At 71.2% G+C, this 25,887-nt stretch carries 21 protein-coding genes; 9 read left to right on the top strand and 12 right to left on the bottom strand.

The genetic code is table 11. From position 1 onward, the window contains the following. Nucleotides 1–80: 80 nt before the first annotated feature. The gene (locus tag HNV26_RS01350; protein WP_171439428.1) at nt 81–701 is read right to left on the bottom strand and encodes a hypothetical protein; all 621 of its coding nucleotides are present in this window, start codon (nt 699–701) and stop codon (nt 81–83) included. Between the two features lie 99 nt (nt 702–800). Here HNV26_RS01350 and HNV26_RS01345 point away from each other — a divergent pair, with 99 nt between their 5' ends. Continuing rightward, nucleotides 801–1,091, top strand: coding sequence for a hypothetical protein (locus HNV26_RS01345; protein WP_171439427.1), 291 nt, complete (start codon nt 801–803; stop codon nt 1,089–1,091). Between the two features lie 79 nt (nt 1,092–1,170). On the opposite strand, the gene HNV26_RS01340 is transcribed toward HNV26_RS01345, so the two are convergent. The 3 genes from HNV26_RS01340 to HNV26_RS01330 form a co-directional block, all read right to left on the bottom strand. Further along, the gene (locus tag HNV26_RS01340; protein ID WP_171439426.1) at nt 1,171–2,358 is read right to left on the bottom strand and encodes an acyltransferase family protein; all 1,188 of its coding nucleotides are present in this window, start codon (nt 2,356–2,358) and stop codon (nt 1,171–1,173) included. Nucleotides 2,359–2,360: 2 nt separating this feature from the next. After that, the gene (locus tag HNV26_RS01335) at nt 2,361–3,659 is read right to left on the bottom strand and encodes a UDP-glucose dehydrogenase family protein (RefSeq protein WP_171439425.1); all 1,299 of its coding nucleotides are present in this window, start codon (nt 3,657–3,659) and stop codon (nt 2,361–2,363) included. A gap of 103 nt (nt 3,660–3,762) precedes the next feature. Then, entirely contained in the window at nt 3,763–4,734 is a 972-nt protein-coding gene (locus HNV26_RS01330) for a nucleotidyltransferase family protein (protein WP_171439424.1), read from the bottom strand. Between the two features lie 179 nt (nt 4,735–4,913). Between HNV26_RS01330 and HNV26_RS01325 the strand changes: the two genes are divergently transcribed. After that, nucleotides 4,914–7,673: an FG-GAP-like repeat-containing protein gene (locus HNV26_RS01325; protein WP_171439423.1), complete on the top strand. Its 2,760-nt coding sequence runs from the start codon at nt 4,914–4,916 to the stop codon at nt 7,671–7,673. A 189-nt stretch (nt 7,674–7,862) separates the two neighbouring features. Here the strand turns inward: HNV26_RS01325 and HNV26_RS01320 are convergent, their stop codons facing one another. The 3 genes from HNV26_RS01320 to HNV26_RS01310 form a co-directional block, all read right to left on the bottom strand. Further along, the gene (locus HNV26_RS01320) at nt 7,863–8,906 is read right to left on the bottom strand and encodes a nucleotidyltransferase family protein (protein WP_216611690.1); all 1,044 of its coding nucleotides are present in this window, start codon (nt 8,904–8,906) and stop codon (nt 7,863–7,865) included. 44 nt (nt 8,907–8,950) lie between these two features. Further along, nucleotides 8,951–10,438 carry an MraY family glycosyltransferase gene (locus HNV26_RS01315; protein WP_171439422.1) on the bottom strand — a complete coding sequence of 496 codons (1,488 nt, stop codon included), beginning with the start codon at nt 10,436–10,438 and terminating at the stop codon, nt 8,951–8,953. A 128-nt stretch (nt 10,439–10,566) separates the two neighbouring features. After that, on the bottom strand, nt 10,567–11,712 hold the full coding sequence (locus HNV26_RS01310; protein WP_171439421.1) for a glycosyltransferase family 4 protein: 1,146 nt from the start codon (nt 11,710–11,712) through the stop codon (nt 10,567–10,569). Between the two features lie 73 nt (nt 11,713–11,785). Between HNV26_RS01310 and HNV26_RS01305 the strand changes: the two genes are divergently transcribed. Beyond that, complete coding sequence (locus tag HNV26_RS01305; RefSeq protein WP_171439420.1) at nt 11,786–12,916, top strand: acyltransferase family protein; 1,131 nt, start codon at nt 11,786–11,788, stop codon at nt 12,914–12,916. Here HNV26_RS01305 and HNV26_RS01300 read toward each other — a convergent pair. Both HNV26_RS01300 and HNV26_RS01295 read right to left on the bottom strand, forming a co-directional pair. Next, nucleotides 12,870–14,771 carry an LTA synthase family protein gene (locus HNV26_RS01300; protein ID WP_171439419.1) on the bottom strand — a complete coding sequence of 634 codons (1,902 nt, stop codon included), beginning with the start codon at nt 14,769–14,771 and terminating at the stop codon, nt 12,870–12,872. The genes HNV26_RS01305 and HNV26_RS01300 overlap by 47 nt on opposite strands. Before the next feature lie 160 nt (nt 14,772–14,931). After that, entirely contained in the window at nt 14,932–15,954 is a 1,023-nt protein-coding gene (locus HNV26_RS01295; protein WP_171439418.1) for an ROK family protein, read from the bottom strand. 99 nt (nt 15,955–16,053) lie between these two features. Between HNV26_RS01295 and HNV26_RS01290 the strand changes: the two genes are divergently transcribed. After that, nucleotides 16,054–16,695 carry a DUF2780 domain-containing protein gene (locus HNV26_RS01290; protein WP_366816716.1) on the top strand — a complete coding sequence of 214 codons (642 nt, stop codon included), beginning with the start codon at nt 16,054–16,056 and terminating at the stop codon, nt 16,693–16,695. Between the two features lie 12 nt (nt 16,696–16,707). Here HNV26_RS01290 and HNV26_RS01285 read toward each other — a convergent pair whose 3' ends face one another. Genes HNV26_RS01285 through HNV26_RS01275 form a run of 3 tightly spaced genes read right to left on the bottom strand, consistent with a single transcriptional unit; the run spans nt 16,708 to nt 20,115 of the window. Then, nucleotides 16,708–17,622, bottom strand: coding sequence for a glycosyltransferase family 2 protein (locus HNV26_RS01285; RefSeq protein ID WP_171439416.1), 915 nt, complete (start codon nt 17,620–17,622; stop codon nt 16,708–16,710). 1 nt (nt 17,623) lies between these two features. Then, nucleotides 17,624–18,574, bottom strand: coding sequence for a glycosyltransferase family 2 protein (locus HNV26_RS01280; RefSeq protein ID WP_171439415.1), 951 nt, complete (start codon nt 18,572–18,574; stop codon nt 17,624–17,626). A gap of 20 nt (nt 18,575–18,594) precedes the next feature. Then, on the bottom strand, nt 18,595–20,115 hold the full coding sequence (locus HNV26_RS01275) for an oligosaccharide flippase family protein (protein WP_171439414.1): 1,521 nt from the start codon (nt 20,113–20,115) through the stop codon (nt 18,595–18,597). 194 nt (nt 20,116–20,309) lie between these two features. On the opposite strand from HNV26_RS01275, the gene HNV26_RS01270 reads away from it, so the two are divergent. From HNV26_RS01270 to HNV26_RS01250, 5 genes are all read left to right on the top strand, one after another. Continuing rightward, nucleotides 20,310–20,978: a class I SAM-dependent methyltransferase gene (locus HNV26_RS01270; RefSeq protein ID WP_171439413.1), complete on the top strand. Its 669-nt coding sequence runs from the start codon at nt 20,310–20,312 to the stop codon at nt 20,976–20,978. A gap of 9 nt (nt 20,979–20,987) precedes the next feature. Beyond that, nucleotides 20,988–22,136 carry a glycosyltransferase family 4 protein gene (locus tag HNV26_RS01265; protein ID WP_171439412.1) on the top strand — a complete coding sequence of 383 codons (1,149 nt, stop codon included), beginning with the start codon at nt 20,988–20,990 and terminating at the stop codon, nt 22,134–22,136. After that, nucleotides 22,133–23,311 carry a glycosyltransferase family 4 protein gene (locus tag HNV26_RS01260; RefSeq protein WP_171439411.1) on the top strand — a complete coding sequence of 393 codons (1,179 nt, stop codon included), beginning with the start codon at nt 22,133–22,135 and terminating at the stop codon, nt 23,309–23,311. The genes HNV26_RS01265 and HNV26_RS01260 overlap by 4 nt, the downstream gene beginning before the upstream one ends. Before the next feature lie 163 nt (nt 23,312–23,474). Continuing rightward, nucleotides 23,475–24,734, top strand: coding sequence for a glycosyltransferase family 4 protein (locus tag HNV26_RS01255; RefSeq protein WP_171439410.1), 1,260 nt, complete (start codon nt 23,475–23,477; stop codon nt 24,732–24,734). After that, complete coding sequence (locus tag HNV26_RS01250; protein WP_171439409.1) at nt 24,731–25,882, top strand: glycosyltransferase family 4 protein; 1,152 nt, start codon at nt 24,731–24,733, stop codon at nt 25,880–25,882. The genes HNV26_RS01255 and HNV26_RS01250 overlap by 4 nt, the downstream gene beginning before the upstream one ends. The last annotated feature ends 5 nt before the right edge of the window (nt 25,883–25,887 follow it).

Raw genomic sequence — 25,887 nt, 5'->3', positions numbered from 1 at the left:
TCACAGCCCCCGCGCCCCTCGCCCGCCACCCCGCCTCCAGGGCGGGCCGCCAGAAGACCGGACGTGCGCGAAAGATGACATCAGAAGGCGAAGGCGACCAGCGGGATGCCAGCGCGCGGCGTCCACTGCCGCGTCTGCATGACCCCTCGCGCGTCCCGGCGGGCCTTCACGTCACGCAGCTCATCCTCCAGGCGGATGCGCTCGCGAACCAGGCTTTCCCGGTGGGCCCGGTTGACACCCGCTTGCTTGGAACCCGTGACGATGCCCGCGATGAGCAGCCCTACCCCCGCGACTCCGCCCAGCGTCGTGCCCACCCCCAGGGCCAGCAAGGTGCCGGCGTTGTCGTCATTCGATGAGTCCATGCCGACGATGATGAGGGGAATGCCCAATAGCAGCAGCGGGGACAGCACGTAGCCCGAGTACGCCATCACCAACGACCCCGCGGGCCAGTTCGTGTCAACGGAGCGAATCTCGCTCTGGAGCATCGCGATCTGCTGCGTCAGCTCGCGGGCACGGGCATCCAGGTCCTCCGGCGGGGGCGGCGGCGTGGACGTCCCGGAGACGTCCGGCGCCTCCTCCGCCGGGGCCTGGGCCACGAGGAGCCGGGCGGTCATGGGCCGCTCGGACACGGGCGTCAGAAGTGCGTGGGACGTTGAAGTGGACGCGGAGGCCAGCAACGCAGCGGCGACGATTGACAACATGTGTGGCGTTTTCCCCAGGTGTGGAGCAGGCGGGCGACCCTAGCATCCGCCCAGGCACGAAGGGCTCGAAGCCAGCTTGCATCCAGGGGACCTTCTGGCATGTTCGCCGCAGCCATGCGCCGCTTCATCGTCACCGCCGCCCTCCTCGTTTCCGCCCTGTCCGGCCTCACCGGCTGCAAGGGTGCCTGCCGCGAGCTGTCCGAGAAGCTGTGCGACTGCTCCATCAACTCGGTGGAGAAGGAGCTGTGCCTCCGCCGCGCCTCCCAGGAGGAGAACCGCGTGGAGCCCACCGCCGAGGACGAGGCCGTGTGCGAGGAGCGCCTGGCCGGCTGCGACTGCCGCGCCATCGAGACCGACGAAGGCAAGCGCGCCTGCGGCCTCTCCCGCTGAGGCGGCCCGCCTGACCGGAGGCTCGGGGCACCTGTGCCCCGGACACCGCCCGTCTCGCTGGACGGCGCCAGCCCGCCGCTCAGGGCCCCGACACCACCGGCTTCACGGGCTCGCGCGGCGCCCCCTCCACCCAGGGCGTCAGCGCGGCGCGGACGCGTGAGCGCAACGGTGTCTCCACGGCGCGGTGCACCCACAGCGACGCGGGCACGCCCAGCAGCAACACGGTGGCCAGCAGCCCTTCGGGCGTGCGCAGCTCCACCCAGGGCGACACCCAATTCCCCAGGCCCTTGGCCGCCTCCGACACCGGGTACTGGAGCAGGTAGAGCGCGTAGCTGGCGCCCCCCAGCTTCACCAGCGTGGGCCGTGACAGCAGCCAGCCCAGGGCGCCTCCGCCCCGCGCCAGCCCGTACACGAGCAGCCCCGACGCGGGCGCCAGCAGGGCGTTGTGCATCAGCGGGTACGGCACCCTCGAGCCCGCCGCGCCCGCCGCCACCAGCAGCGCCGTCCCCAGCGCCGCCAGCACCGCGCCGGAGCCCTTCACCCCGCCCGCCGCGCGCTCGCGCACGAAGCGCCAGCCCAGCAGGACGCCGAAGAGGAACTCCGGCAGGCGCGCCAGCGGGTTGAACTTGAGCGCCATCAGCCAGGGCCCCGACGCATGCACGTCCACGGGGCCCGGGCCGTCTGGCAGGAGCGCCAGGTACAGCAGCGGCGGCAGCAACCCCAGCACCCACGCGCCGCCCAGGGCCACGGGGAGCCACGCGGGCTTGAGCCGGGGCAGCCCCTTCGCCAGCCGGGGAAAGAGGCCGTAGAAGCAGGCCTCCACCGCCACGGACCAACCCGGCGGATTCCAGTACAGCGCGAGCCGGGGAACCCAGGCCTGGAGCAGCGCCAGCGTCGCCCCCCCGCCCACCGCGAGCTTCGCGGCGGCCACCTTCCAGCCGTTGTCCGCCACGGACGCGGCGATGGTGGTGGGCGCGGACAGGAGGAACGTCAGCACGTAGACGGGGTACACGCGGGCGACGCGCGCGGCCCAGAAGGCCCGGGGCGACGTCTCCATGCGCCCGTCCGCGTCCAGGTAGTTCCAGGCGAGCACGAAGCCGGACAGGACGAAGAAGACGCCCACCGCGGCGTAGCCCGCGCCCACCCAGTCGCGCAGCGCTTCCGGCGCCGTGCCCAGGCACGGCGTCGCGAAGTGGAACGACACGACGTGCAGGGCCGCGACGAAGCGCAGCCCCGTCAGCGCGTCGAGGGCCCTGCTCCCACTCACCGCTACCGCCGGCCGATGCCGTAGTACGTGAAGCCCAGCTCACGCATGCGCGCCGGGTCGTACACGTTGCGGCCGTCGAACACGACGGGCGACTTCATCAGCGTCTTCATGCGCTCGAAGTCCGGGTGGCGGAACTCGTTCCACTCCGTCACCACGAAGAGGCCGTCCACGCCCTCCAGCGCCTCGTAGGGCACGGAGGCGTAGCGGATGCGGTCACCGAAGACGCGCCTGGCCGTGTGCGGAGACACCGGGTCGTGCGCAATCACCTGGGCGCCCTTGCCGATGAGGCCCTCGATGACCTCGATGGACGGCGCCTCGCGCATGTCGTCCGTCTTCGGCTTGAAGGCCAGTCCCCACACGCCGAACTTGCGGCCCTCCAGCGAGCCGTAGTGCTTGGCCGCCTTGTTCACCAGCAGCTTCTTCTGGCGCTCGTTGGTGCGCTCCACCGCGCGCAGCAGGTCCAGCTCCAGGCCGTAGTCACGCGCGGTGGCCACCAGCGCCTTCACGTCCTTGGGGAAGCAGGAGCCGCCGTAGCCCACGCCCGGGAAGAGGAACGGGTAGCCGATGCGCTTGTCCGACCCCAGGCCCTTGCGCACGAAGTCCACGTCCGCGCCCACCTTCTCGCAGAGCGCGGCGATGTCGTTCATGAAGGAGATGCGCGTGGCCAGCATCGCGTTGGCCGCGTACTTCGTCAGCTCCGCCGAGCGCGTGTCCATGAACAGCACCGGGTTCTCGGTGCGCACGAAGGGCGAGTACAGGTCCGCCATCACCTTGCGGGCGCGCTCGGAGTCCACGCCAATGACGACGCGGTCGGGCTTGAGGAAGTCGTCCAGCGCGGCGCCTTCCTTGAGGAACTCCGGGTTGGAGACGACGTCGAACTCGATGTCCGTCACCTTGCGGATGGCCTCGCGCACCTTGTCCGCGGTGCCCACCGGCACGGTGCTCTTGTCCACCACCACCGTGTACTGCTTCATCGCCTTGCCAATCTGCTCGGCGGCGGCCAGCACGTACTGGAGGTCGGCGTCGCCGCTCTCACCTTCCGGCGTACCCACGGCGATGAAGACGACCTGGGCGTTGGTGACGGCCTCCGTCAGGTCCCGGGTGAAGAACAGGCGCTTCTCGCGCACGTTCTTCTTGATGAGCTCCTCCAGGCCGGGCTCGTAGATGGGCACCTCGCCCGCCTGGAGCATGCGGATCTTCCGCTCGTCGATGTCCACGCACGTGACGTCGTTACCCGAGTCCGCGAAACAGGTGCCCGCGACCAGTCCGACGTAGCCGGTTCCGATGATGGCAATACGCATTGAGGGAGCCCCAGTGAATGTCTCTTGAAGGACTCATACGCCGGGAGGGAGTCCGAAAGAAAGCCCATCCCCCTCCCTGGGGCTCCTCTGCGAGCAGCCGGGCTTACTGGCCCGTGAGCAGGCGGCGAACCCGCTCCATCCCCTTGATGGCCGAGGTCCGGCCGGGGGTGCATACAGGACCCACCACCGTCCGCTCCAGCAGCTCCCGCGTCGCCCGGCGCAGCGGCGGCAGCGCGGCGGTGGCGTCCGCGGCGGCGTCCGGGAACAAGCGCGCGACAATCGACAGGGACGTGTAGAGGGCCCGCTCCAGGCGCCACTCCGCGGCCCGGGCCAGCAGCACCGGCACATCCAACGGACGCGAGTACACGCCGCCCATCCACTTCGCGCCGGTGACGAGCTCGCGCAGGTCGATGAAGGACAACCACGGCACCGCGTACCCATGGCGCGCATGCTCCAGCGCCACCAGCAACACCGCGTCCTCCAGTTCCGGGCGGTAGAGCGAGGAGCCATACACGCGCATGGGCTTCGCCCGCTCGAGGATGCCCGCCGTCTGTTCGCGGCGCTGGGGGCCCAGCACGTCCGAATAGAGCAGGATGACCGTGCGCCCATCGGACACCACCTTCGTGGCGCCGCTGTTCTCCGTGTCGGGCTCTGGGGCGAACTCGTGGTGGGACAGGAAGCCCGCGAAGCCGTCCACGTCCAGGCGCTTCATCAGGATTTGCAGCTCCGGCACGGGCCGGAAGCCCACGTGCGGATAGAGCGAGTCCGCGAAGGACGCGGCCCCCATCAGCACCAGCTTGCGTCCCTCCAGCGCGCCCACGATGCGCTTGAAGTTCACGAGCTTCATCACGTTGTCGTTGACGGAGCCCTGGTAGATGCTGAGCAGTTTGTCCCGCGCCCACTCCGGCGCGTTGCCCGCGCCCAACCGGTACTCCAGGTTGTAGGCCGCCAGGGGCGCCAGGCCCTGCATGATGGCCCAGTCCACATACTCATCCCAGGGCGCCCCCCGAAGCGCGCCACGCGGCGGGTCGAACGAAGAGAGAACTCGGAAGGTATTGAGAAGACCAGCGGACATGGGGCCCCCTTTAACGGTCCGGACGCATGGCCTGCAACGTCCGGATGGCGTCACGCCCGTGCGCCAGGGGTGAACAGCCGACACGGGGCGGCGTTCCAGGGTGGGTCCCCAAACCGGTCCGAGTGAATACCTGGGCCGCCCGGTACGTCGCGGGCCGGGCAGGCTTTCTTGGAGGCGGCATGTCGCAGCAGGGATGGTCGGACGGGCGTCCGGGCCGTTGGCTCACGCTCGGAGCGCTCGGATGGGTGGCGTGCACCGGCACGGCCCCCGGGGAACCTCCGGCATTCGACACCACCACGGAGGTGGAATCGGAGGCCCGGTGCGAGGTGCGGCCGCCCTTCGAGCCCCACTTCGAGCCCGAGGTGGAGTGGGCGTGGACGGCCAGTCCCCTCTTGCCCACGCATACCAACGCGCAGGCCACGCCCGTGGTGGTGGACGTCAACGCGGATGGCGTCCCCGACGTGGTGTTCAACAGCTTCGAGGGCTGGAACTTCAAGACGAACGGCGTGCTGCGCGCCATCAGCGGCGCGGACGGCTCGGACCTGTGGGCGGTGACGGACCCGGCGTACCGCACCCGGGGCTCGGCCAGCGTCGCCGCGGGCGACATCGACGGCGACGGCAAGGTGGAGCTGTGCACCGTGCCGGAGAGCGCCCAGGGCATCATCTGTTTCGAGCACACCGGCGCCTTCAAGTTCCGCGCGGACGGGCCCCCGCTCGACTGGGGCGGCGTGTCCCTGGCCGACCTGGATGGGGACGGGTCGGTGGAAATCATCGCCGGCAACCACGTCTACGACAGCAGCGGGACACTCCGGTGGGCGGGGAGCGACGGCGTGGGCAGCCCGGCCAACGACACCGGACCGCTGGCGTTCGCGGTGGACCTGGACGGGGACGGACTCCAGGAGGTGGTGAATGGCCGCGCCATCTACCGGCATGACGGCACGCTCAAGTGCAAGGCGGCGGAGCTGGGCCACGGGCTTTCGGGCGTGGGCAACTTCGACGCGGGCCCCGAGGGCGAAGTCGTCGTGGTGTGGGACGGCCACGTGTCCTTGATGGACGCGAACTGCAAGGTGAAGTGGACCGTGCAGCACCTGGGCGGCGGCGTGGGCGGACCGCCGAACATCGCGGACTTCGACGGGGACGGGCAGCCGGAGGTTGGCGTGGCGGGCGCGTCGCACTACGCCGTGTTCGAGTCGAACGGCGCGGTGAAGTGGCTGAGCCCCACGCAGGACCACAGCTCCAACCGCACCGGCTCCTCCACCTTCGACTTCGAGGGCGATGGCCGCGCCGAGGTCGTCTACGCGGACGAGACGGCGCTGCGCATCTACGACGGCGTGACGGGTCAGGTCCGCTTCGAGGCGCCGCACAGCTCGTGCACCGCGTACGAGAATCCGGTGGTCGCGGACGTGGACGGTGATGGCAACGCCGAAATCGTCGTCGCGCAGAACACGGCCTGCGGCTACGGCGACTTCCAGGGCATCCGCGTGTACCGGGACCGCAAGGACGGCTGGGTGAACACGCGGCGCATCTGGAACCAGCACGCCTACTCCGTCACCAACGTGAATGACGACGGCACCCTGCCCGCGCGCCCGGTGAGCAACTGGCTGGCGCCGGGGCTCAACACCTTCCGCACCAACAGCCAGGGCACGGGCACCGTGCGCCCCTTCGCAGCGCCGGACCTCGCCATCGGACAGGTGACGGCCACGTGCACGGGCGAGGGCGCGGTGACGCTCGGCGCGCGGGTGCGCAACCAGGGGGACTCGGCGGCCTCGGCGGGGGTCCAGGTGGCCTTCTACCAGGACGCGGTGGGCGAAGGCGGCGCGCTCCTGGGCGTGGCCACCGTGCCCCACCAGCTGAAAGCGGGCGAAGAGGCGTCCGTGGAGCTGGCGCTCAACACCCCGGAGAGTGGCTGGGTGCTGGTCTACGCGGTGGTGGATGACGACGGCACCGGCACCGGACGCGAGTTGGAGTGCCTCGAGGACAACAACGTCGCGTCGGCGCAGCTCAAGCTGGCGTGCGCGCCCAACGAGCCTCCGGTGGCGCTGTGCCGGGACGTCGTCGTGGAGGCAGACGCGCAGTGCCGTGCGTCGGCCAACGTGGACCACGGCAGCCATGACCCGGACGGACAGCCGGGCCCCTTCACGCTGACGCAGACGGCGCCCGGGCCCTTCGGCCTGGGGCGGCATGCCGTGACGCTGACGGCCCACGACGGCGAGGACAGCGCGGTGTGCCAGGCCACGGTGAAGGTGGTGGACACGACGCTGCCGTCCATCGTCTGCCCGGCGCCGCAGGTGCTGGAGTGCGTGGCGGGGGGCGCGGAGGCCACCTACGCCGCGCGGGCGGCGGACAACTGCGGGCCGGTGTCGGTGACGTGCACGCCGCCGGATGGCTCCCGGTTCCCGCTGGGGCGCTCGGTGGTGGACTGCAACGCGGTGGATGGCTCCGGCAACGCGTGCGGCTGCGCCTTCTCCGTGACGGTGCGGGACACGCGGGCGCCCGTGCCCGGCGCATCCCTGGGCAAGCGGCTGTGGCCCGCGGACCACCAGTACCGCACGGTGACGCTGGCCGAGTGCGCGGCGACCGCGAAGGACGCGTGCATGGGAGACCTGTCATTGGAGCGGTACGGCCGCATCGTCCGGGTAACGTCGGATGAGTCCGAGGACGTCGCCGGCATCTGCGACGGCGCCACTTGCGACGACATCGACGTGCGGGTGAATGCCACCTCCGTCCAGTTGCGCGCAGAGCGCGACGACGCCGGGGATGGCCGCGTCTACACGGTGCACTACGTGGTGGAGGACCCGTCCGGGAACCGGGCCGACGGACGCTGCACCGTGGAGGTGCCGCGCGATTCGGCCGGCCAGCAGGTGCACGACAGCGGACCGAAGTACTGCGTGGGCCAGGGCTGCGCGTCGGGCCTGGGCGGCAGCCCGCTGTGCCCGTGAGGTGAACGAAGCAGGGGCGTGGAGCGGCGTCGCTCCACGGCCCCGCGCCTCAGGCGCCGCGACCCCGGTCCCGCCCGGCGGGAAGTGTGGCGTCTCCCTCATGAGGAAGGTTCGCATGAAGACGCTGCCAGGCGCGCTGGCGATGGGAGTGCATGGCCGCCCGCGGCGGAGGTATGCCGCGCCCCCAGCTCAGCCTGGACGGCGCAGCCTCGACCGCACGGCGTTCCGTGCTCGCCGGACGCCATATCGGGCCACCGAGCCCATCCGGGGTGCCAGCAGCAGCTTCGCCGCCATCCACCCGGCCCGGCCATCCAGCAGCGACGCCCCCAGCAGCCGCGCATCGGAGAAAAGACGCCGTGCGAGCACTTGCTGCCAGCGAGGCGGAGCCAGCGCCGCCAGCGCCTCGTCCGGCACCGGCGCCGCCAGGAGCCGCCGCGCCACGTCCCACGCATACCATGCCGCATGTGGGAAGGCCGTGCCGCGTGCCCGCTCCACCACCATCCGCCAGTCCAGCCGTGTGTCCGCCAGCGCCAACAGCTTCAAGTCGAAGAGCCACGCCAACCGCTGCAACGCGTGGTTGCTCGCGTGAAGCGCCAGGTAGACGGCCTCGTCCTCGGGCCGCAGCCACCGTACCGCCCGGCCATCCACCGCGCCCGTCTCCGCCCGCGCCAGCAGCGCGTCGCCCTCCAGCGCCTCGCCCCACCCCGCGAGCGCGCGATAGTGCAGCTCCACCAGCCCCGCCGGCCCCGCCAGCTCCAAGTGATGGGAGTCCTCTTCCCCGTGCCGGGCGCCGTCGTCCCGCCGCAACGAGAGCCCCACGCGGGCCAGCACCTGGACCGCGGCGTCCACGTCCGCGCGAGCCACCAGCAGGTCCACGTCCGTGGTGGCTCGCTGCAACGGATCCGGATACAGCCGCAGCGCCAGCCCGTACCCCTTGAGCAGCACCGGCACCTGCCCCACCGTCGCCAGTGCGTCCAGGCTCCGCAGCAGCAGCGTCTTCACGCGCAGCGCCCGCGCCGCGTTCCCCAACGCTTCCCGGCGCAGGGAGGCACTCGCGGGCTCGGGCAGCACCCAGCCCGCCCGCTCCACCGCGTGGGCCACGAAGCCCACCAGCCCGTGCCCCACCGCCGTGTGGACCAGTCCGTCCGCCTCCGCGCCCTCCGGAGCGGCGCGCACCGGGGCGTCCGGCCACGCCCGCAGCAGCGCATGGAGCGCGCTTGCCCCCGGGGGCATCGACCCACCCGGCCTGGCGCGAGACGGCGCTCGCCCGTCTGGCATCACTTCCTCATCGCGACCAGGCGCCCGGGCTCGGCGTCGGCCCGGGGCCGGAGCCGCCCGGCGCTCTCCGCCACCGCGTCCGCCACCTGCTCCAACGCCAGCTCCTCATCGCGGTTGATGGCGGACCGGCCATCCCGCCACACCAGCAGCATCGCGCCCAGCACCTCACCGTCGGCCTCGAGGGTGATGCGGACCTCGAACGGCACCTCCGCGCCCGCGGGCCGCTGGGCCTCGAAGACGACATTGTCCGCGAGCCCCGTGGGGCGGACGCGCTGGAAGTGCAGCTCCTGGCGCGACAGGCCCAGGGCATCCGCCAGCGGGCGCACCGCGTTCCACACCGCCTCCAGCGAAGGCGATGCGCGCACCGCGCGGGTGACGTCCTTCACCATGGTCCGCAGCCAGAGGTTGCGCTGACGAACCTGGTGCATGCCCCTGGCGCGGCCCAGGTCCAGGTAGCCCAGCCGCCGCATCAGCAACACGATGAGCACGCCCATGCCACACAGCAGCATGGCGCTCTCCGCGCTGCTGGCGAAGCTCAGCGCCAGCGCCACCAGCATGAAGAGGCCACACAGGCCATACAGCACCAGCACGGTGGCGCGGTGGCTGAGCACCAGGTGGCTCATCAGCCGGTGATGGATGTGCTCCCGGTCCGCGCTGAACATTGGCCGCCCCAGCAGCGAGCGCCGCACCATGGCCAGCAGCGTGTCCATGATGGGCAGCCCCAACGCCATCACCGGCACCAGCATGGCCACCGCCGTGCCGCTCTTGGTGCTCGTCTTGATGGACACCGCGGCCAGCACGAAGCCCAGGAACATGCTCCCGGTGTCCCCCATGAAGATGGAGGCCGGGTTGAAGTTGAACACCAGGAACCCGAGGATGGCGCCCGCCAGCGCCGCCATCAGCAATGACAGCAGCACGTCGCCTCGCGACAGCGCGAGGATGAAGTTGGTGCCGACGCCGAAGAAGGCCACGCCGCCCGCGAGCCCATCCAGGCCGTCGATGAGGTTGAGCGCGTTGACCACGCCCACCACCCACAACACGGTGAAAGGCAGACTCAACGCGCCCAACACCAACTCCGGGCCGAACGGGTTGGCGATGACGTCGATGCGGAACCCCACGGCATACAAGCCGAACGCCACCGTGAACTGGACAGCGAACTTCAGACGGGCGCCCGCGCCCCGCAGGTCGTCGTAGAGGCCCAGCGCCACAATCGCCGCGCCGCCCAGGAACAGGCCCGCCACCAGCTCCGTGTGGGAGCGGAAGTGGGACCCCACGCCAGAGTCCACCAGGAACAACGCGCACAACGGCGCGAAGAATCCACCGACGATGCCCACCCCGCCCAGCCGGGGAATCGGCCGGACATGGACCTTCCGGCTGGAATTCGCCTGGTCCAACCATCCCCATGCCAGGGCCCGGTCGCGCACCAGCCGCGTCAGCGCCAGTGCCACCAGCAGCGAGACGAAGAAGGCGACCAGAAGCGTAGTCATGGGACGTGCACCGTCCGCGCATCGTGGCGGCCGGCGGCTCCACGCGTCAATGCACGCGGGAGTACGATAGGTTTGTGAAGCAATGGGCTCTTGTGTCCGCCTGCGGTCCGGCCAGGCAAGCGCCCTTTCTAGACGGTCCGCGGCGACCGGAGAAGCGACTCGTAAAGGATTGACGTGCGCTCGGCGATGTCCCGCCACGTCATGTCCCGAACCGCGACCTGCGCGGCTTCACGCAACCGGAGCAGGCGAGCGCGATCCTCCGCCAGCGAGCGCAGCGCCGCCACCTGCGCGGCGACGTCGCCCATCGGTACCAACCACCCCGTCTCGCCGTCACGCACGACCTGGGGCGCCACGCCCACCGGCGTCGACACCGGCGTGAGCCCGCTGGCCATCGACTCCACCAGCGCCATCCCGAAGCCCTCCGAATGGCTGGGGAAGAACAGCACCTCTTCGTCCCGCAGCAGGCGGGGCAGCTCGGCGCGTGGATAGCGAGGCACCACGCGCACGTGCTCGCGCGCCCCAGCGGGAAACGCCGCCAGCACCTCCGCCTCCGGGTTGCCCGTGCCATACAACGTCAACGTGAAGGACACGCCTTCGGCGTGCAGGTGGGTGGCGACGGCCACCATCTCCGCGCGCCCCTTGAGCGCCAGCCAGCTCCCCACACATGCCACCCGCAGCGGGGAACCGGGAGCGGAAGGCGTGGGCGAAGGCAGCCCCTGGAAGGCCACATCCAACCCATGGGGAATGACACTCAACTGACGCTCGGGCACGCCCAGCCGTTCCGTCGCGTAGGCGGCATCCTGCGTGTTGAGCAGCACCGCATGGTCCGCGCGCAGCAGGGTCTGGCGCACCTCCCAGAGGCGATAGCCGCCATGGTACAGCGGGTACTTCCAGCTCAGCGACAGGTGCCCCGCACGCGCGTCGGCGCGGAGCTGTTCAGAGAAGGTGTGCTCCAGGCCGTGGCTGCGCGTCACCAGGGCATGGCGGGCCCGCGCTCCCGGGCGGCCCAGGCGCATCCAGGGCCACGCGTCCCCGGTGGTGATGTCCAGCACGTCGTACCGGCTCGCGGCCCGCAGCAGGTGCGCGGTCAGCTCCCAGGGGAACCGCAGCTCGTGCATCGTCGTGTGGTGCCGCAGGCCGGGATAGGCGTCGTCGTAGCTGAAGTAGTCCACCTGGCAGCCCCGCGCCGCCAGCGCCTGCCCCAGCGCGAGCGTCACCCCCGGCGCCCCCATGTCCGGGTTCAGGGGATGGTGGATGCCAAGCAGGATGCGCATGGGAAGGTGGCGGACTTCTAGAACACCCGGAGGCGGCCTGCCTGCTTTTCATGGATGAGCGGCGTGGGCCAGAATGCCACCGTTCCCCATCCCCATGTCCCTGCACTCCGCTCCCACGTTGCAGGCGAGCCTGGACTCGCGCCGCAACAACCTGGACTTCCTTCGCTTCGCCGCGGCGACGTGCGTATTGCTCAGCCATGCCTTCCCCCTGGGCGAGGGCAAGGGGACGGCGGAGCCGCTGGAGTCCTTCACCCGGGGGCAGTTCTCCCTGGGACGGCTGGGCGTCGCGGTGTTCCTCATCATCAGCGGCGTGCTCATCACCCGGAGCTGGGAGCGGACACCCGACGCGGCGCGCTTCATCTGGGCCCGGGTGCTGCGCATCTTCCCCGGGCTTGGGGCCATGCTGCTGCTGACGGTGGGGGTGCTGGGGCCGGCCTTCACCCGGCTGCCCCTGGGCGACTACTTCACGGCCCCGGACACGGCCCTGTACCTGCTGGGCAACTTCGCCCTGAACTGGCCTCAATGGCACCTGCCGGGCGTCTTCGAGGCGAACGCCTACCCCCACGCCGTCAACGGCTCGCTGTGGACGTTGAAGTACGAGGTCGGCTTCTACCTGCTGACGCTGGGCCTGGGCCTGACGGGCCTCTTGCGCAAGGGCATGGTCATCTTCGGCCTCGCCGGCGCGGCGGTGGCCACCTTCGTCACCGGACGGCTGGGCTTCTGGCCGGAGCTGTACCTGTACTTCGGCGGCGGCGTGGCGCTGTACCAGTGGCGCGAACACGTGCGCATGAGCCCCTGGGTGGCGGCGGCGTGCGTGGTGGGGTGGCTCATCACGGCCCGGCTCGGATACGGCTGCCGCATCGCCACCGGCCTGTTGGGCGGATACGTCGTGCTGTACCTCGCCTTCCGGCCCATGGGGGCGCTGGCGGACTTCGGGCGCCGGGGCGACCTGTCCTACGGCGTCTACCTCTACGCCTTCCCCGTGCAGCAGGCCGTCACCACCCTGCTGGGCGGGCCCACGGCGTGGTGGGTGAACGCGGCGGTGTCATTCCCCTGTGTGCTGCTGCTGGCGGCGCTGTCGTGGCGGTGGGTGGAGCAGCCCGCCTTGCGGCGCAAGGACAGGCTCCCCGCGTGGGTGAGGCGTCCGGCGGCCTCCGTCACAGCGTTTCCGAAGACGCCGTCCCGGCCGGCTGGGCCGCGCTGAAGTTGTCACCCGCCAGCCGGTCATACGTGAGCAGGCGGTAGCGCCGCATCCAGTCCTCCCACGAGCCCGGCTCCCGGGCCTTGGGGATCTTGTCGCCCGCGGGCAGGTATTCGCCGGAGGCGTTGCGCAGCAGGTCTCCCCGGACCACGGGCAGCACCTTGGACAATTCGGAGACGAAGGCGAAGAAGCCCGGAGGCCGCAGCCCCGCCGTCTCGAGGATGCGCGGGGTGAGCATGCTGATGCTCAGGTGGATGTCCTGCCGGGGCACGGGGAAGTTCGTCCAGAGGACGACGGGGACCTCCGCCATGCGCTCGCGCTGCGCGTCCGTCCAGGGCTCCTGGAAGTAGCCGGCCTCACGGTAGGTCGCGTAGTCCGAGCCCAACATCGGCAGGTGGTCCCCGAAGAGCACCAGCAGCGTCTTGCGCTTGCGCGCCTCCAGCCTGCGCACCAGCCGCTCCACGGCCGAGTCCATCTGCCGCAGCTTGTGCACGTAGTTCTTCAAGAGCAGCCGGTTGTCCGGCGAGAGCTTCTCTCCCTGCACCTCGATCCGCTCCTCGCCGGTGAGCGGCAGGTTGTAGGGCCCGTGGGTGGACATCGTCACGGCCATGATGAACCGCGGCTGACGCTCGTCGGAGAGCTCGTGGAGGATGTGGTCGACGACCTCCTCGTCCGACACCCAGGGCCCTTCGAGCCGGGGGGACGTGAAGTCCGTGAGCGACTGGAACGTGTCGAAGCCCAGCAACGGGTACACCACGTCGCGGCTCCAGTAGAACGAGTGGAACGGGTGGATGGCCACCGTCTGGTAGCCCGCGCGGCGGAACAACGACGGCAGCGCGTCCACGGGCCGCATCACATAGTGCTGGTAGGGAAACGCGCCGTCCGGGGCGAACGACGAGGACATGCCCGTCAGCAGCTCGAACTCGGCGTTGGCCGTGCCGCCGCCGAAGGCCGGGCTGATGAGGTTGCCCGAGCTGTGGCTCCCCATGAGCGACCGCACGAAGGGCAGCGGATCCTCGCTGAAGGGGATGCCCAGCCGCGTCGGGTCCCAGAGCGATTCGGCCATGAAGACGACGACGTCGACGGGCTCCTGGGGCGCGGCGGGCACCACGCCCGGAGGGACCCCCAGGGCCGCGTGCACCTGCGCCTGGGAGTACTCACTGCCCGGCTCCAGCCGCAGCCCCTCCCAGTTCCAGAGCATCATCAGCGTGAGCCCGTTCATCTGGAAGTTGGAGCGCTGGTCCCACACCTGGTCGTAGATGCCGAAGCGGTTGAAGACGCGCCGCACGGGCAGGTGCTGCTGGAAGATGATGACCAGCAGGTACGCCACCGCCGCCAGCGCCAGGTTGCGGCGTCCCGCCTTCGGCAACGGATACCGGGGCGTGCCGCGCGCCACCGCTCGCCCCATGACGGCGAGCATGGCCACCAGCAGCAGACACGAGCCGATGGCCGCCACCGCGCCGCCGCCGGGCAGCAGCGTGGGCGCCAGCGACGTCACCTGCCGCCACTCCAGGAAGTCCCAGGGCATCAGCGGCCGGTCGATGAGCTGCACCTTCCGGATGTGCAGGGTGACGGTGAAGAGCATCGCCGCCGCCACCAGGGCCCCCGAGATTCCCACCCGGTTCGTCACCGCCCACAGCAAGCCCGTCACCGCGGAGATGACGCCCACGCTGAGGAGCATGGAGTAGACGTTGCGCTGGGTGATGCCCTCCAGGCCCGCGGACGAGAAGACGGCGATGGTCAGCTCCATGGCCCCGACGAGCACCGCCGAGGCCAGGATGACGCCCACCAACGGCCACAGGTTGGAGGGGGGCCGCTGGAAGAACAAGGTCTTGGGAATCCGTGCGCGACGTGCCAACGACAGGTGCCTCCAGGAGCCGACCAGCGAGCGGGAGGGCGCGGAGACTACCTGACAGGCCCCCAGGCGTTCCATGCGCCTGCGGTCGGGGTTCTGTCGCCTACCACACTGCGTGCGGGAGGGCGCCCGGCGGAGCGCCCCATGCCCCGTCTCCCCAGGCTCACTTCATGGGTGGCTGGGCCAGCAGCGCGGCGCCAATGGCACCGGAAAGTTCTCCCAGTTCCGCGACGCGCACCGGTGGCTGGCGCTCGGGGACGAAGATGTGCGGGCGCATGGCCTCGTGGATGCGGCCGGCGAACTCAGGCCCCAGCCGCGTGCCCAGGCCTCCGCCCAGGACGACTGCCTCCACGTCCAGCAGGTTGATGGCGGAGGCGAGCCCCACGCCCAGCATCCGCACCGCGCGGCCGATGAGCCACGTGGCCAGTGCGTCCTCCTGCGCCAGCGCCCGGGCCCAGATGCTGCTGGTCAACCGGGTGCGGCCCTTCTTCCGCATCAAGTCGAAGAGAATCGTCGTCTCGCCCTGGCGCAGGGCCTTGTGCGCACGGCGCTCCATGGACGCGCGGCCCGCATAGGCCTCCAGGCAGCCGCGCCGGCCACAACCACAACGGGCCCCGCCCGGCTTCACCACCATGTGGCCCACCTCGCCCGCAGCGCCCCGGCCTCGCCAGGGCACGCCGTCCAGCACCAGCCCACCGCCCACGCCCGTTCCCCACCAGACCCCCAACAGGGAGCGATATGCGCGGCCCGCGCCCAGCCGGTACTCCGCCGCCACCGCCACCTGGACGTCGTTGCCCAGCACCACGGGCCGGCCCACCCGCGCGCCCAGGTCCCCCGCCACCGGGTAGGGCGTGCTCCAACCCTGGCCCACGTTGCTGACATGCCCCAGCGTGCCCTCGTTGGCGTTCACCGCGCCGGGCGCGCCCACGCCCACCCCCAGGAGCTGACGGGTCGTCAGGCCCGCCGCGTGCGCCGCGCCCTCCAAGGCGTCGTGGATGGCGCGCACCACGTCACCGGGCTCGCCGTCGGCGGGCGTGGGCTGGCGCATCTTCCCCAGGACGGTGCCGGCGCGGTCCACCACCACGGCCTCGATTTTCGTCCCGCCCAGGTCGACGCCGCCCCAGCACTCCAGGGTGTCGCGCTCCGCCGCCTTCCCTCGAGAGCCCACCGCGTTCGCCTCCCGCATGACACGCCTCCCCAGCGAAGATGCGCAGTCCGCCGCGGACCGGGTGAAGGCGGCGGGGAGGCAAGGGAGCGGCCGGCCCGCGCGCCGCCCGGCCTGTCCGTGAGCAACGATTCCCCACCAACGCCTCCACGGCGCCTCGCGCGGCCCGCTAGAAAGGCGCTCCACACGGACGCGAGACAGAGAAAGGGGCAAGGGATGGACCTCATCGGACAGCTCTCTCAGCAGCTCGGAGTGAATGGAACGCAGGCCCAGGGGCTAGCGGGCTCGCTGCTGAAACGGGTGCAGGGCACGGTGCAGGAGAAGCTGGGCCCCGACGCCGCGAACCAGCTGGGCCAGGCGATTCCGGAGATGGAGACCTGGCAGCAGGCCCCCAGCGCCACGTCCGCGCCCCAGACGGCGCCGGATGCGGGGGGCGGGCTGATGGGCGCGCTGGGCGGCCTCATGTCCGGCCAGGAGGGCGGCGCGGGCGGCATGCTGAGCGCGCTGGGTGGCGCCGCGGGGCAGGCCGGTGATGTGGCCGCCGTGGTGTCCCTGCTGGGCCGCTTCAACATCGACGCGAGCAAGGCGTCCCTGGTGGCGCCCCTGCTGCTGAACTTCCTCAAGTCGCGCCTGGACCCCGCGCTCGTGGGCCGCATCCTCTCCGTGGTGCCGCTGCTGGCCGGCGCGGGCGGTGGTGGCAACACGCCCGGCGGTGGCGGCCTTGGGGGGATGCTGGGCGGGTTGCTGGGCGGCGGACGCTGAAGCCCCGCACCATCAACGGCCTGACACGCGCTGGCGCACGGTGGTGGCCAGCGCCCACGGCGGGAAGCCCAGCACGTAGCGCCAGCGCGGCGCCTCCAGGTGGAGCGGCAGGCCGCGCCGGTACAGGTCCAGCGCCAGGTCCACGCGGCGCTGGGACAACAACCAGTGCGTCACGTGGCGCAGGCTGTAGAGCAGCATCTCCAGCCGCTCACGCCTGCGGGCCGTGCCTCCCGGGTAGCGCCCCAGGCGCTCCTGCTCCAGGAGGTACCGCGTGCCCCGGTAGCCGGACTCCAGTGACGTGGACGTGGAGCCCTCGTGCTGCCGGTAGCCCACCACCACGGGCGCGCGCACCCAGGCGAAGCCCGGGTCCGTGCCCAGCCGGTACAGCAGGTCGTAGTCCTCGCCGCTGATGCGCAGCGGGGTGAAGCCCCCCACGCGCCGCAGCGCCTCCGCGCGCACCGCCAGCACACACGCGGTGCGCGGCGTCCGGTCCTCCGCGCTGGCCAGGTAGTCCGCGAAGCGCAGCACCTGGAGCGGCTCGCGGCGCACGGTCGCCAGGGTTTCGGCCCGGGAGAACAGCGCCGCCGTGCCCAGCACCAGCGACGTCCCTTCCGCCTCGAGCACCCGCCGGTACGTGGCCAGCGTCCAGGGGAACCACACGTCGTCACTGTCCAGGAAGGCCACGTAGGTGCCCCGGGCCTCCTGGATGCCCAGGTTGCGCGCGGCGCCCGGGCCCGCGTTGCGCTGGCTGAGCACGCGCACCTGTTCGCCGTAGCGAGCCAGCGTCTCCAGCGTGTCGTCGGTGGAGCCGTCATCCACGACGAGCACCTCGAAGTCACGCTCCTCCTGCGCGAACACGGACGCGAGCGCCGCCTCCAGCAGCCGCGCCCGGTTGTACGTGGGGATGATGACGGAGAAGAACGGCATGTCACACGCGGGCGCGCAGGCCCATCTGCGAGATGCCCAGGAAGGTGGCCAGCTGCTTGCGGTACTCCGGCAGGCTCATGCGCCCGCGCAGCAGCGTCTGCGTCAGCACCGCCGAGTTGTACGGCAAGGTCCCCACCAGGATGGCCCTCATGGCCGTCTCGTGCAGCCGGCCGTGGTGCTTGCGGAAGTACGCCAGGCGCGTGCGCCACAGCTCGATGCGCACCTTGTCCGCACCGGAGTCGGACGGACGGAACGAGCGGCTGGTCAGGTGCGTAATCACCGCCTCCGGGCAGAAGGCCACCTCCCAGCCCGCCTTCCAGGCCCGCACGCACCAGTCGGTGTCCTCGGTGTTGCCCAGCGGGGACATCTGCTCGTCGAGCAGGCCCACCTCCGCGAGCGCCTCCTCGCGCACCACGATGCAGGCGCCCAGCACCCAGCTCACGCGGGCCTCGTCGTGGCCGTACTGCGCCGGGTCGATGGACATCGCCTTGAGGAAGTGGAGGGGGCGCGGCAGGAAGACGATGTCGAAGAGCTGCCCGGCCAGCGACATGGGCCGGAAGGTGCAGTTCTGGATGGTGCCGTCCGCGTTCAACAGCCGCGCGCCCGCCATGCCCACGCGCGGGTTGTCATCCATGAAGCGCACCAGCGCGTCGAAGGCGCCCTCGTGGACGATGGTGTCGTCATTGAAGATACAGAAGTGACGGCCCCGGGCCTGGCGCAGCACCTGGTTGTGGTTGGCGGAGAAGCCCTTGCGCTCCGTGTTGAAGAGCCAGCGCACCTGGGGGAAGTCGCGCCGCATGGCGTCCACGCCCCGCCCGTCCGTGGCGTTGTCGACAATCCAGACCTCAAAGGAGCTGTCGCGCGTCGTCGCGTACAGCGTGCGCAGACAGTCGTGCAGCAACTCCGGATTGCTGTGATTGACGATGGAGATGACCAGGTCGGGCTTCTTCATCGGGACCTCCGCGTGTCTGCTCACGTCGACGCCGGACTCACCGGAGCTGGCCTCGCGGCCCTCCGTGCCCGGATGAATTCGAGAATCTGCCTCAGCTCGCCCAGGAGTGGCAGCGTTCCCGGCAGGCGCTCACGGGCCCACACCAGGATGGCGAACAGCACCGCGCCCACCAGCGCCTGCGCCACCACACCCTCCTCCACCAGCCGCAGCGCCGCCAGACACGCCGCCAGCAGCACCAGCCCCAGGGTGATGAAGGGCTCCACCACCTGCCGCGTCAGCCCTCGCATCGACGGGTTGAGCCGCTCCACCAGCCACGCCGTCACCCACACCTCGGCCAGTCCCACCACCACGCCCGCGGGGCCCATGCCCTCCAGGCCGAAGCGTTGGATGGCCCACGTCCCCAGCCCCCACTTCGCCGCACCCACGCCCACGACGACGGCCAGCCGCTCCCAGGGCCTGCCGCCCGCGTTCTGCGCCGTGGCCAACAGCCCCACCAGGGTGGTGAGGATGCACTCCATGCTGAACCACTGCACCAGCACCACCGCGGGCAGCCACCGAGTACCGAAGAAGAGGGGCACCGCCACGGGGACGGCCAGCACCGCCAGGGGAATGGCGAGCAACAACACCGAGGACAGCCGGCGCAGCGACGTGCGCAGGTACTCGGCGAAGCCCTCCGGGTCATCCTGCAACCGGCAGTAGGCGGGGAAGGCCACGCGGTTGAGCACCACGCTCAGCATCATCGGCGTGGAGGCCAGCGCCCAGGCCCAGTTGACCAGCCCCACCGCCTCCTTGCCCAACACGTGCCCCACCACCAGCGGCACCCAGCCCGCCACCATCGCCGCCACCAGGGGCGGAAGCTGGAACGCCAGCCCGAAGCCCAGGAGCCGCCGCAACACGTCCACGCGGAAGCGCCCCTGGGGACGCCAGGGGGACGCCCACCAGATGCACACCAGCCCCACCCCGCCGCGCACCAGGCCGCCCAGCGCCAGCGCCCAGGCCCCGAAGCCCAGCGCCGCCAGGGAGATGGTGGTGATGACCTGCACCACGTTTTCAATCAGCTCGGCGCGGGCGATGACGGAGAAGGCCAGCTGGCGCTCCAGCGCCATCAACGGAATCACGCGCAGCGAGGACAGGAACAGGCCCAGCGCCAGCGCCCACACCATGGGCACCGCGCCGTCGCCCAGCGCATAGCCGCGCGTCAACTGGGGGGCCAGCAGGCAGACCGAGGCCACGACGAGGGCGGTGAGCGCCTGGTGGCACCAGAAGATGGTGAACGTCTCATCCCGCGTGGGCTCGTGCGACTGGCGGACCAGCGCCGCGCTCAGGCCCAGGTCCCCCAGGAACACGCCCAGGGAGGCCGCGTAGGACACGATTCCGAACAGGCCGTAATCCGACGGGAAGAGCAGCCGGGACAGGAACAGCGCGCTCACCACGCGCAGCCCCTGGGACGCCACGGTCCGCGCCGCCAGGACGAACATGCCCTTCAGGGCACGCGCCTTGACTTCGACGGCGGTGGCTTCGGGCGCTGGGGTCGCGTTCATGGTGCGGAGCGGCCCGCTCCGGGTGTCCTGGGGAGGGCCAGCGCGCGGGAACGCGCGGGAGCGGAAATGCTAGCGACAGCGCGCAGGGCCTACAAGCAACGTGCGTTCCCCGCATGGTGGGATGTCCCGCTCGCCTGCCTGGACACCGCGTCAGGGTTGCCCTTCCCGAAGCGCCGGGGCTACGGTCCGCCCACATGCGTCCCGGTGGAAACATCTTCCAGTTCCTGAAGCGCGAAGTCCTCGTGGGTGAGCATGAGGTGCTCCACCGCACGCTGAAGGAGGCGCTGGTCGGCACCTGTGACAGCGTGCTGGACATCGGCTGTGGCTCGCGCTCGCCGCTCCACAGCTTCTCGAACCTGCTCCCGCACACGGTGGGCGTGGACGGGCACCCCACCAGCATCGAGCGCAGCCGGGCCGCGGGCATCCACCGCGAGTACCACTGCATGGACCTGATGGAAGCGGGCCAGCGCTTCGGTCCCAAGAGCTTCGACGCCGTCGTCGCGCTGGACGTCATCGAGCACTTCGACAAGCCAGACGGATTCCGGCTGTTGGAGATGATGGAGTCGCTGGCGCGCAAGCGCGTCATCATCTTCACGCCCAATGGCTTCCTCCCCCAGGATGAGTGGGACAACAACGTCCACCAGGTGCACCGCTCCGGCTGGGAGGTCTACGACTTCGAGCTGCGCGGCTACCACGTCACCGGCATGAGCGGCTGGAAGCCCCTGCGCGGTGACTACGCCCTGCCGCGCATCCGGCCCTTCCGGCTGGGCAGCCGCCTGTCCATCCTCACCGAGCCCTTCGCCACGCGCTGGCCCCGTCACGCCTTCCAGCTCCTCGCCATCCGCGACATGGAAGTGTCCTGACGCCGCGCCATGCCTCCTCCGCGCACCGCTCCCGCCTGGCATGTCCTCACCGGCGAGTACCCGCCGCGGCCCGGCGGCGTCGGTGACTACACCCGGCAACTGAGCCGCGCGCTCGCCAGCGCCGGGCAGGAGGTCCACGTCTGGGCCCCCGGTGAAGGTGGTGTCCGCGACGAGGACGGCGTCACCGTGCACCGTGCCCCCGACCTCCTGACGCCCAGGGGCCTGCCCGGCCTGTCACGCGGGCTGGATGCGTGCCCGGGGCCCCGGCGCCTGCTGCTCCAGTACGTGCCCCATGCCCTGGGGTTGAGGGCGATGAACGTCCCCTTCTGCGCGTGGTTCGCCTCGCGGTGGCACGACGCGCGCTGGGTCTACATCCACGAGGCCGTGCATCCGTGGAGCCCACGCGGCCCCTGGCGCCACCACATCCTGGCGGGCACCACGCGGCTGATGGTGCGCCTGGTGGCGAGCGCCGCCAACCGCGTGTTCGTCTCCATTCCCCAGTGGGCGGAGCACCTGCCCGCTCGCGTCCGGCCCCACGCGGCCTGGCTGCCGGTTCCCAGCAACCTGCCCGTCGAGGTCTCCCGTGACGCCGTGGACGCGCTCCGCGCGGAGTTGGGTGAGGGGCCCTGGCTGGGACACTTCGGCACCTTCGGACGCCTCACCGCTGAGCCCCTGGAGGCCGCGCTGGTGCCGTTGCTGCGCGGTGAGGGAACGCGCCGGGCGTTGATGCTGGGCAGAGGCAGCCGCGCCTTCGTCGAAGGCGTGGAGACGCGCCACCCCGAGCTGCGAGGCCGGCTCGTGTCCAGGGACTCGCTCGCGCTGGACGACATCGCGGTGCATCTGACGACGTGTGACGTGCTCCTGCAGCCCTATCCGGACGGCGTGAGCACCAGGCGCACCACGGTCATGGCGGGCCTGGCCCTGGGGCTCCCTGTCATCACGAACACCGGGCACCTCACGGAACCGCTGTGGCGCGAACACGGCGCCGTCGCGTTGGCCGAAGGCACGGCGCCCGCTGCGTTGGTGGAGCGCGCCGAGGGCTTGCTGTCGCGCGCGGACACGCGGAGGGAGCTGGGCCAGCACGCGGCCCGAATCTACCGCGAGCACTTCGCGCTGGAGCGCACGGTGGAAGCGCTGCTGCGCGCCGGCCCCACATGACGCCCCGCCATGCGACACCCCAGACCGCGGCCCGGCTGGCGCTGCTGATGGACCCGCGCGAGGAAGGCTGGCCCAGCATGGACCTGGTGGGCGAGGCCCTCCTGGCGGGGCTTGCCGCGCATCCCTCCGAGGTCCACGCGACGGCCATGAGGCCAGAAATGCCCGCGGTGCTGCGACGGCTTCCCCGAGCAGGCGCGCGCAACGCGGCGTTCAACGCGGACCGGCTCCTCACCCGCTTCGGCCTCTACCCGGGCCGTGCGCTGCTCGCCCGGGGGCGGCACGACGCCTTCCACGTGGTGGACCACACCTACGCGCAGCTCGTGCACGCGTTGCCCGCGTCGCGCACCGGTGTCTACTGCCATGACCTGGATGCGTTCCGCTCCGTGCTGGAGCCTCGGCGCGAGCCGCGTCCCGCGTGGTTCCGCGCCATGGCCCGTGCCCAGCTCGCGGGGCTGGAGCGCGCGGCCATCGTGTTCCACAGCACGCAGGCGGTGCGCATGGAGCTGCTCGCGCATGGCGTGGTGCCGGAGTCGCGGCTCGTCTGGGCGCCGTATGGCGTGTCCCCCGAATACCGCCCGGAGCCCACGCCCGGAACGCCCGATGCCAGCGAAGCCGTGCTCGCACCGCTGGGGGGCCGGCCCTACCTGCTCCACGTCGGCAGCGCGATTCCCCGCAAACGCCTGGACGTGCTCTTCGCCGTGTTCGCCGCGCTTCGCGCGCGCTCCCCGGAGCTTCGGTTGGTGCAGCAAGGCGGCGCGCTGAACGACACACAGCGCGCGCAGGTGGAGGCGTTGGGTATTGGCGATGCACTGCTTCAGCCTCCTCGGCAGGAGCGGGCCACGATGGCGGGCCTCTACCGGCGCGCGGCGGCCGTGGTGGTGACGAGCGAGGCGGAGGGCTTTGGACTCCCCGTCATCGAGGCGCTGGCCTGTGGTGCCCCCGTGGTGGCCAGCGACCTGCCCGTGCTACGGGAGGTCGGAGCAGAAGCCTGCACCTACTGCCCCGTGGGGGACGTGCCGGCGTGGGTGGAGTCCGTGGCCGCGCTGCTCGCCGGCCATGACGCACAGCCCTCGCGCGAGGCACGGCTGACCCGCGCCTCGCGCTTCACCTGGGCCGCGCATGCGCGTACGGTGCTGGACGCCTACCTGCGGCTGCTCGGTGCCTCCACGCCGTGAGGTCGGCAGGCTCCACCCAACCCGGAGCGTTCCGCTCGCCCTTGGCGATACGGACATGCCCAAGGTCATCGCGCGAACACAGTGCGCGGGGACGTTGCCGGTGCCTCAAGCCCCAGCAACGTGCCTTGACCCGAGGTGAGGTGTTTGCTTCGGTCCACCCGCCGTGCGCCTCCTCTTCCTCAATCCCGTGGGCATTCTTGGTGGAGCCGAGCGCGCGCTCTTGGACCTGATGGCGTGCCTGAAGCAGCAGGACTCAACGCTGTCGCTCCACTTGCTGGCCGGAACCGCGGGGCCGCTGCTCGACGAAGCGCGCGCATTGGGCGTGGATGCGCGGCTGCTGCCATTGCCAGAGCACCTGTCCGCGCTGGGCGACTCCGCATTGAGAGGCCACGGTCCGCTGGAGGCGCTGCGCTTCGCCCGCCGGCTGGCGCCCACCTCCGGGCTGCTGGTGGGCCATGGACGCGCGCTCCGCCGGGAAGTCGCCGACATCAGCCCCGACCTGGTGCATTCCAACGGCATCAAGACGCACCTGCTCAGCGCCGCCACCGCGGGCCTGCCCTTGAAGCGGGTGTGGCACGTCCACGACTTCCTGGGCGAGCGGCCCCTGGTCCGCCGCGCGCTGAGGCTGCTGTCGCCCCTCGCATCGGCGGCCATCGCCAACTCGCGAGCGGTGGGCGACGACACGCGCGAGGTGCTGTTCCGAGTGCCCGTGCACGTCATCTACAACGGCGTGGACACCACGCGCTTCTCCCCCGGCCCCGCGGACGGCGCGCAACTGGACCGGCTGGCCGGTCTACCCGCAGCCCCCGAGGGCACGCTCCGCGTGGGGCTGGTGGCCACCTATGCCCGCTGGAAAGGCCAGGACGTCTTCCTCGAAGCCGCGGCGACGCTGACGCGCCTGTACCCCGCCCTGCCCGTGCGCTTCTACCTGGTGGGCGCGCCGCTGTATCAGACGCCCGGCTCGCAGTTCTCCGAGGATGAACTGCGCCGGCTCATCACCGCACGCGGCCTGGCGGAGCGCGTGGGGCTGGTGCCCTTCCAGCCCCATCCAGCCTCTGTGTACCGGGCCCTGGACGTCTTCGTTCACGCCAGCACCCGCCGGGAGCCCTTTGGCCTCACCATCGCGGAGGCGCTCGCCTGCGGGCGGCCCGCCATCGTCTCCAGCGCGAGCGGCGCGGCGGAGGCACTCACGAATGGCACGGACGCGCTGCTGATACCTCCAGGCAACGTGCACGCGCTGGTCCAGGCGATGCGAACGCTGTTGGAGGACGCAGCCCTGCGAGCCCGGCTGGGCACGGCCGCGCGACTCACCGCGGCGGCGAACTTCTCGCGCGAACGCTACGCGAGCGAGGTGCTCACCCTGTACCGCACGCTCGTGCGGAGCAATCCCCCATCTGAAAGCCGTGGAGCCCCCATCCCTTGAAGCAGTCACGCCGGCTCATCACCCTCTCTCACTCCTACGTCGTCGGCCTCAACCGGCGCCTCGCCAACGAGATGATGCGCGTGGGCGCGGGTGCATGGGATGTCACCACGGTGGCACCCCGCTTCTTCCACGGCGACCTGAGCCCGCTCGCCCTGCGGCTCGAAGCGGACGAGGCCGCCAGGACGGAAGGCGTGCGCGCCTTCTTCAGCCGCTCGCTCCACACCTTCCTCTACGGTCCGGAGTTGCATGCGCACCTCGCGCGCGGCGCGGACCTGGTGCACGTGTGGGAAGAGCCCTATGTGCTGGCCGGCCTGGAGGCGGCATTGCTCACGCCGCGTCGCGTCCCGCTCGTCTTCAGCACCGCGCAGAACCTGTCCAAGCGTTACCCGCCGCCCTTCGCCCAGGCGGAGCGCTTCGTCGTCCAGCGCGCTTCGGGCTGGGTGGCCTGGGGTGAAACCGTGAGGGACAACCTCCTCACCCGTCCCGGCTATGCGGAGCGTCCCGCGCGCGCCATTCCCATGGGCGTGGACGCGGACCTGTTCCAACCCAATCGCGCCGCGGGCGAGTCCTTGCGGCGCGAGCTCGGGTGGGAGACATCAGGCCCCCCCGTGGTGGGGTTTCTCGGCCGCTTCGTCCCGGAGAAGGGCGTGCCCCTCCTGATGGCTGCGCTCGACGCGCTCGACACCCCGTGGCGCGCGCTCTTCGTCGGCGGGGGCCCGATGGAAGGCGCGTTGCGTGACTGGGCGGCCCGGCACCCTCAATCGGTGCGAGTCCTCACCGGAGTGCCCCACTCAGGCGTGCCACGCGCGCTCAACGCCATGGACATGCTGTGCGCTCCCAGTCAGACGACGCGCCAATGGCGGGAGCAGTTCGGCCGCATGTTGGCGGAGGGCTTCGCGTGTGGCGTGCCCGTGCTCGGCAGTGACTCGGGCGAAGTCCCGCGCACCATGGACGACGCGGGCATCGTGCTGCCGGAGGCGTCCGTGTCCGCCTGGACGCAGGCGATCGCCAACCTGCTGGAGAGTCCCCAGCGCAGAGAAGAGCTGGCCACACGGGGCCGAGAGCGCGCCGTCACCCACTTCTCGTGGCCGGTGGTGGCGAAGGCACACCTGGACTTCTTCACCGAGGTCCTGGAGCGGCGCGGCTGACGAAG

Origin of the sequence: Myxococcus xanthus (assembly GCF_013116825.1) — a bacterium.
In the GTDB taxonomy this organism is placed as follows: domain Bacteria; phylum Myxococcota; class Myxococcia; order Myxococcales; family Myxococcaceae; genus Myxococcus; species Myxococcus xanthus_B.
The sequence above is the reverse complement of the archived record's forward strand: the minus strand, read 5'-3'. Positions and strand labels throughout refer to the sequence as shown.

Coding starts and splice junctions, on each gene's coding strand:
- HNV26_RS01350 (WP_171439428.1), bottom strand. CDS start 701: ATGTTGTCAATCGTCGCCGCTGCGTTGCTGGCCTCCGCGTCCACTTCA.
- HNV26_RS01345 (WP_171439427.1), top strand. CDS start 801: ATGTTCGCCGCAGCCATGCGCCGCTTCATCGTCACCGCCGCCCTCCTC.
- HNV26_RS01335 (WP_171439425.1), bottom strand. CDS start 3,659: ATGCGTATTGCCATCATCGGAACCGGCTACGTCGGACTGGTCGCGGGC.
- HNV26_RS01330 (WP_171439424.1), bottom strand. CDS start 4,734: ATGTCCGCTGGTCTTCTCAATACCTTCCGAGTTCTCTCTTCGTTCGAC.
- HNV26_RS01325 (WP_171439423.1), top strand. CDS start 4,914: ATGTCGCAGCAGGGATGGTCGGACGGGCGTCCGGGCCGTTGGCTCACG.
- HNV26_RS01320 (WP_216611690.1), bottom strand. CDS start 8,906: ATGCCCCCGGGGGCAAGCGCGCTCCATGCGCTGCTGCGGGCGTGGCCG.
- HNV26_RS01315 (WP_171439422.1), bottom strand. CDS start 10,438: ATGACTACGCTTCTGGTCGCCTTCTTCGTCTCGCTGCTGGTGGCACTG.
- HNV26_RS01310 (WP_171439421.1), bottom strand. CDS start 11,712: ATGCGCATCCTGCTTGGCATCCACCATCCCCTGAACCCGGACATGGGG.
- HNV26_RS01305 (WP_171439420.1), top strand. CDS start 11,786: ATGCCACCGTTCCCCATCCCCATGTCCCTGCACTCCGCTCCCACGTTG.
- HNV26_RS01295 (WP_171439418.1), bottom strand. CDS start 15,954: ATGCGGGAGGCGAACGCGGTGGGCTCTCGAGGGAAGGCGGCGGAGCGC.
- HNV26_RS01285 (WP_171439416.1), bottom strand. CDS start 17,622: ATGCCGTTCTTCTCCGTCATCATCCCCACGTACAACCGGGCGCGGCTG.
- HNV26_RS01280 (WP_171439415.1), bottom strand. CDS start 18,574: ATGAAGAAGCCCGACCTGGTCATCTCCATCGTCAATCACAGCAATCCG.
- HNV26_RS01275 (WP_171439414.1), bottom strand. CDS start 20,115: ATGAACGCGACCCCAGCGCCCGAAGCCACCGCCGTCGAAGTCAAGGCG.
- HNV26_RS01270 (WP_171439413.1), top strand. CDS start 20,310: ATGCGTCCCGGTGGAAACATCTTCCAGTTCCTGAAGCGCGAAGTCCTC.
- HNV26_RS01265 (WP_171439412.1), top strand. CDS start 20,988: ATGCCTCCTCCGCGCACCGCTCCCGCCTGGCATGTCCTCACCGGCGAG.
- HNV26_RS01260 (WP_171439411.1), top strand. CDS start 22,133: ATGACGCCCCGCCATGCGACACCCCAGACCGCGGCCCGGCTGGCGCTG.